Raw genomic sequence first — 4972 nt, forward strand, 5'->3', positions numbered from 1 at the left:
TTTTTTTGCTTGCTTCATCTTTCTTCCTCCCCTATTTTATTATGATTCTATTAAATTATAACAAAACGATATGTATGTTTTGCTATGAAAATGTAAAAAAATTATTTTTTTGTTTAAATTGTATGTCATTCCAAGATCGTCACGATTTTTGTCTATTCACGTCGTTTTTTGCACGATACAATGAAAATAGGAGGAGGGATGTTGTGAAAAAGTGGTTTTGGTTATGTATCGTTTATTTTTTATTTTCCGCCCCTGTACAAGCGAGTGAGAAAGAGGAATGGATTATTCAAGTTCGCAACGAGTCGGACATGAAATATGTAAATGTCGACGTGCTAGATGTGATGGGAACGTTTGCGAAGGTGATGATGACAGAAGAAGAGCGTGAACACGTCTCGCACTTGCCGTTTGTTGTTCGAATAGAAAAAAATGACCGCAAGCGTGCCGCGACAAATGATCCGTTGTTTGTTGAACAATGGTCGCTTCCTGCCATTCGTTGGACATTCCCTTCGCTCACTTCGACAAATCACTTCATCGGTAAGCTGATGAATGTTGATGGACGGATGGAGACGTATCGCGGCGAAGCAGTGAATGGTGAACATATCGTGTTTACAATGGGGGAGGAGCGTGTGACGCGAATATCTGTGACGCTCGATCATGTGGAAGGGCCGTGGCGGTTAGAAGTGAAAGATAGTAACGGAGAGATATTAGGTGAAAACGAAGGGGAACTTCAACGGCTCGATGTGCTTATCCCTCGCTTCTCGCCGACGATTCATTTGTATGTGATCGCATCCGATTGGCAGCAGGTGCCGCGCATCATACAAATGAAGGCGGTCAATCACGTCGTCGTTGCCGTCATTGATTCAGGCGTTGTGCTTCATGAAGATGTTGGCGATCACATCCTATATAGTTTAAGCGTCGATTATGCAGAAAAAAAACGTTATGCGGAAGATACGTTCGGTCACGGAACGCATGTAACGGGCATTTTAGCTGCGGTAGGGAACAATGGGAAAGGAATCACTGGGCTTCTTGGAGATGCTCCGATTGATATTTTGCCAATTAAAGTGTTAGATCGCTATGGCGTAGGCGGTGATTTTGACATTGCAAAAGGGGTAAAATATGCGCTCGATCACGGTGCTTCTGTCATCAATTTAAGTTTGGCTGGACAAGGTGAGACGGAAGTGCTTCGCTCGGTCATTGCAGAAGCGGTGAAAAAAGGTGTGCATGTCGTTGCGGCAGCTGGCAATAGCCATATGGCAACAACAAACGTTTACCCTGCTAGCTATCTAGGGGTGATTACTGTAGCAGCGACTAATCGGCAACAAGCTCCTCTTTCTATTTCAAACTACGGTTGGGAAGCAGATATTAGCGCTCCGGGAGATTTTTTATGGAGCACTTATATATCTGGCTATCGTACGATGCGCGGCACGTCGATGGCAGCGCCGCACGTGTCGGCTCTGTTGGCTGTACTGCGTGCGACATACCCAGAAGAAGATGCGCTTCAACTTCGCAAACGTTTATGGAAAACAGCAAAAGATGTACATTGGCGAGGATATGATATATATACAGGATATGGCATGATTCAATGGCAACAGGCAATCGCTTCATCCACCCCATCGGGTATCGACTGGCTCAATGTGCAGCCGGGGCAGCCGTTAAAAAGGAATGAGACGTATGTACTTGGTGTGTCTCCTCAGTTTATTGGTATGAATGGCCATATGTTTGTGAACGGAAAGCTCGTGCATTCGTTTCTTGTCGATCAGGACATGATGTCGTTTCGCTTGTTTGATATAGCGCAACAACAAGGGGATATCGCCGTCGTGATCACAGACGATCAAAAGCAGGTTGTCGTCTCTGACGTTCGCCTCGTCCCGATTCATGCGACATCGTTTTCCGATGTGAACAAAACGCATTGGGCATATGATGCGATTATACAAGCACAGCAACGAGGAATGATACGCGGATATGCGGACGGTACGTTTCGTCCACACGTCTCTCTCACTCGTCGACAAAGTATCGTTATGCTGTATCGCTTATTTGGCTGGGAGTCGCCGTCTATATTACATTCTCCTTTTGTTGACGTGCCGCTCACATCAACAGATGCGCTAGCGGTCGTGACAGCGGCAGAAAAAGGAGTAGTAAAAGGAAGTGGGGGACGCGCACGTTTAGATGAACCGTTGACGCGTGGACAGCTTGCCCTATTGCTTACGCGTGCATTGCAACTCGATAATGAGCCGATTCGTTCTGTTTATCCATTCCAAGATGTGACGCAACGAGATGTGTGGCTTGCCGTGCAATTGTTAGCGGAACGAGGATTCATTGCAAAACATGCTTTTTTCCGGCCGAACGATCCGATCACGAGGGCAGAAATGTGTGCCATACTTATCCGCACTGCTGAATTTATTCGACAAAAATCGACAAAATCAGCATAAAAAAAGCCCCGCCACTTCCAATTGGCGGGGAGGCTGACTTAGCAACCAAAACCTTATCGCATAAGTAAGTATAGCCTTTTTTCTTTAAAAAAATCAACACAAAAATAATAACTTTGCTGTATAATTTTGTCGCTTCATGTCGATATTTGTCGAAAAAAGATCGACGCGTTTGTCGAAAAGAAAATATGCTTAATCGGGTATGGAAAAGGTTAGGATTGTTTGTTATGCTTAATGATAGAAAATTGTCGAAAGGGAGAAGAACATGCTGGGGAAACGTCACGTATATTGTCTTTTCATCGTTTTTCTTGCTTTTTTTTCTGTCGTGCCATATAGTTGGGCAAATACGGAAACGAAGCAAGGGGGACGATTTGTCGATGTCGAAGAGAGCCACTGGGCAACAAATGAAATTGATTTTTTAGTGAATGAGCGGATTATTGACGGTTATCAAGTTGGACAAACGTTCGAGTTTCGACCGGCACAAGCGGTCACACGGGCAGAAGCCGCAAAAATGATCGTGAGCGCTCTTGGTCAAACGGAGTGGAAAGAAGGAACGCTATCGTTTCAAGATATTCCTCCGAATCATTGGGCACGCGGCTGGATTGCACGCGCAGTGCAAATGGGCATTATGAGTGGAGACGGGACGGGGAATTTTCGTCCGAACGACGGATTGTCCCGTGCAGAAATGAGCATCGTGTTAGTCAACGCTTTTTCTTTGCCGAGTAAAGGGGCTGCCGTTGAATCTGCTGCGGTGTTTAAGGATACAGCAGGACATTGGGCGTTAGCGCATATTAATCGTTTATATTACCACGGCATTGCGAACGGAAGGGACGGTCAGTTTTTCCCGAAAGATGCCATTTCGCGCGCAGAATTTGCTACGTTGTTAGCGCGGACAATGAACGATCAATTCCGCTTGCCGCTACCGGATTTAATCGAGCAAGGAAAAACGAATATTCAAGGTATAGTGACGACTGCAACCCTCAACGTCCGACAAACGCCGTCTGCGACAGGAACGCTTGTCGGAACATTAAGAAAAGGACAAGTTGTCGATGTGTACGATATAAATGGCTATTGGGCAAAAATCGTTTATAATGGTCAATTTGCTTACGTGCATAAAACGTATGTAAAATTGCGAAATGTAGCAGGCTCTCCAGTGAAAGGGCGGATTATCGTTGTTGATGCAGGACATGGTGGAAAAGATCCCGGTGCAATGAGCGGGGGAGCGAACGAAAAAACAATCGTGCTTGAAGTGGCGAAATTGTTAAAAGAAAAGCTTGAAAAAGCGGGAGCAACGGTCGTTATGACGCGTGAAACAGACGTGTATCCGACGTTGCAAGATCGCGTTGATATTGCGAAAAACAACTATGCCGAAATGTTTGTTAGCATTCATACAAATTCAGCGACGAACACGAGCGCCAAAGGAGCGGAAGTATATTATGATTCATCGACAAATCCGAACGGTGAAGAAAGTAAAAAGCTAGCACAATATATTCAAGAAGAAATTGTGCGCATGGCAAATATGGTGGACCGCGGAGTGAAAAATAGCGGATTATACGTTTTACGCAACAACACGGTGACGAGTGTGCTCGTGGAGCTAGGATTTATTTCAAATGCTGAAGATCGTGCCAAATTGACATCAGCTGAATATCAAAACATATACGCGGAAGCGATTTATCAAGGAATTGTGAAATACTATACGTCTCAATAATGGGGGTGATGTTTTGAAAAGATGGATTGTTTTCATTAGTTTGCTTTTCCTTGCGGCATGCGAGCAAGAGCATGCTGGAGCAAGCGAAGAGCAGGAAATTGCGACGGCGCCATGGACGGAGCAGCAGTTAGCAGATACAAATAGCCGTATGAATCAAATCGATGACAAAATGAAACAATTGGAGCAGGAGTTAGCTAAAATAAAAGTAGCTGCCGATTCTCCGCAAGTGTTTAAAGACGTACCGATCGGCCATTGGGCGTATGTTCCTGTTGTTCGTTTATATCATCAAAATATTGTTGGCGGTGTCGGAAACGGCTTATTTGCTCCAAATCAAGTGATTACGCGCGCGCAAGCTGCCGCGATGCTCGTTCGCGCGTTTCAACTGCCATTATCAACAAAACCGTCTATTTTTACGGATGTGCCAAACTCTCATCCGTTTGCGCGCGAAATTATGACCGCATACGAAGCGGGCTTCGTCGGCGGATATCCAAACAATCGATTTGCCCCGCAAGAATCGATGAAGCGGCAACATATGGCGATGATTATTCAACGAGCCTTTCGATTGCAAGCAACATCCGCGCCGTATGCAGGATATAAAGATGTGAACGAAAGAACGCAAGGGGTGTTAGAAATTCGCATCATTTCCCAACAAGGTATCGCACAAGGGAGCAACGGATACTTTTTCCCAGAACAACCAACGACCCGTGCCCATTTTGCGACATTTATGGATCGGGCGCTGCAAATCAAATAGGCTGTGCATATGCACAGCCTATTTGATTTTTTTCACTTCAATACCTTTATAATAATATTTCAAAATTTGATCGTATGTGAACCCTTT

3 protein-coding genes are annotated in these 4972 nt (G+C 45.0%); all 3 read left to right on the forward strand.

Annotated elements, in window-relative coordinates; genetic code table 11:
* The first annotated feature begins 203 nt into the window (after positions 1-203).
* The 3 genes from V7Z64_RS11700 (at position 204) to V7Z64_RS11710 (ending at position 4885) form a co-directional block, all read left to right on the forward strand.
* Entirely contained in the window at positions 204-2429 is a 2226-nt protein-coding gene (locus tag V7Z64_RS11700; RefSeq protein ID WP_297991205.1) for a S8 family peptidase, read from the forward strand.
* Between the two features lie 262 nt (positions 2430-2691).
* Positions 2692-4134 (forward strand): N-acetylmuramoyl-L-alanine amidase, encoded by a 1443-nt coding sequence (locus V7Z64_RS11705; RefSeq protein ID WP_297991207.1) that lies wholly within the window; start codon positions 2692-2694, stop codon positions 4132-4134.
* Between the two features lie 13 nt (positions 4135-4147).
* Complete coding sequence (locus V7Z64_RS11710) at positions 4148-4885, forward strand: S-layer homology domain-containing protein (protein ID WP_297991209.1); 738 nt, start codon at positions 4148-4150, stop codon at positions 4883-4885.
* Positions 4886-4972 lie beyond the last annotated feature (87 nt).

Source organism: Anoxybacillus sp. (genome assembly GCF_036834105.1).
GTDB lineage: Bacteria > Bacillota > Bacilli > Bacillales > Anoxybacillaceae > Anoxybacillus.